Annotated in this window: 1 protein-coding gene; it reads right to left on the bottom strand. The window is 60.8% G+C overall.

The features are described 5' to 3' along the window. On the bottom strand, positions 1–496 hold a 496-nt coding region (locus NP603_RS13935), incomplete at its 3' end, for a regulatory protein GemA (protein WP_256611509.1). Positions 497–668 lie beyond the last annotated feature (172 nt).

Here is a 668-nt window from a genome sequence, read left to right as displayed (position 1 = left end):
CCTGGCGGCGTTTGGCCAACACGCGATCGCGCCACTTCTTAAGCTGCTCGATAACCCGGCCGGCCTGGTGGCCATCCAGCCATTGCAGCGCTTCCGCGCCCTTGGATGATTTGACCTGGCCGGAGACCCACTTCGCCAGCGCCGCTTCGGACGGATCGCGGACTTCGCCGAGTTGGTGCAACTCGATCCAAAGGCCGCGGATCATTTTCGACTGGGCGTCGTCGGCTTGGCGGCGGTGGCCTTTGCGCGGTTTCTTGGTGGCGTTTTTGGATTGGACCTTGAAGCCGAGCCGCTTCATTTCCTCCACGGCCTTGAACAACTGCGTGTTGCTCAAGGTCGTCGCGGAATAGCGGCCGTCTTTATCCTTGGTGGCGCCTTGCTGCGGCAGCCAGATGCAGCGGTAAAACTCGTCGTCGAATTGCAGTTGGGTTTTGCCGATAGCCAGCAATTGCAGGAATTTGGTGCGGTCGAATGCGCGCGGCTGGGCCCCGTTCATGCCGCCTCCGGCATCAAGTAAATCACGGCGTCCATCAGCATCAACTCCATGCAGTCGATCGTACCTGCGATCTCGACCGGCAGATCGACAAACAAATCGCCGGTTTTCTCGAACGCGACGCCGCCGTCGATGATTTCGGTGGTTTGCTCGGCAATCGTGGCGCGGCCGGCCT

Origin of the sequence: Methylomonas aurea, from assembly GCF_024505045.1 — a bacterium.
GTDB classification, from domain to species: Bacteria; Pseudomonadota; Gammaproteobacteria; order Methylococcales; family Methylomonadaceae; genus Methylomonas; species Methylomonas aurea.
Note: the sequence above shows the minus strand (reverse complement) of the source record. Positions and strands in the feature narration are given on the sequence as shown.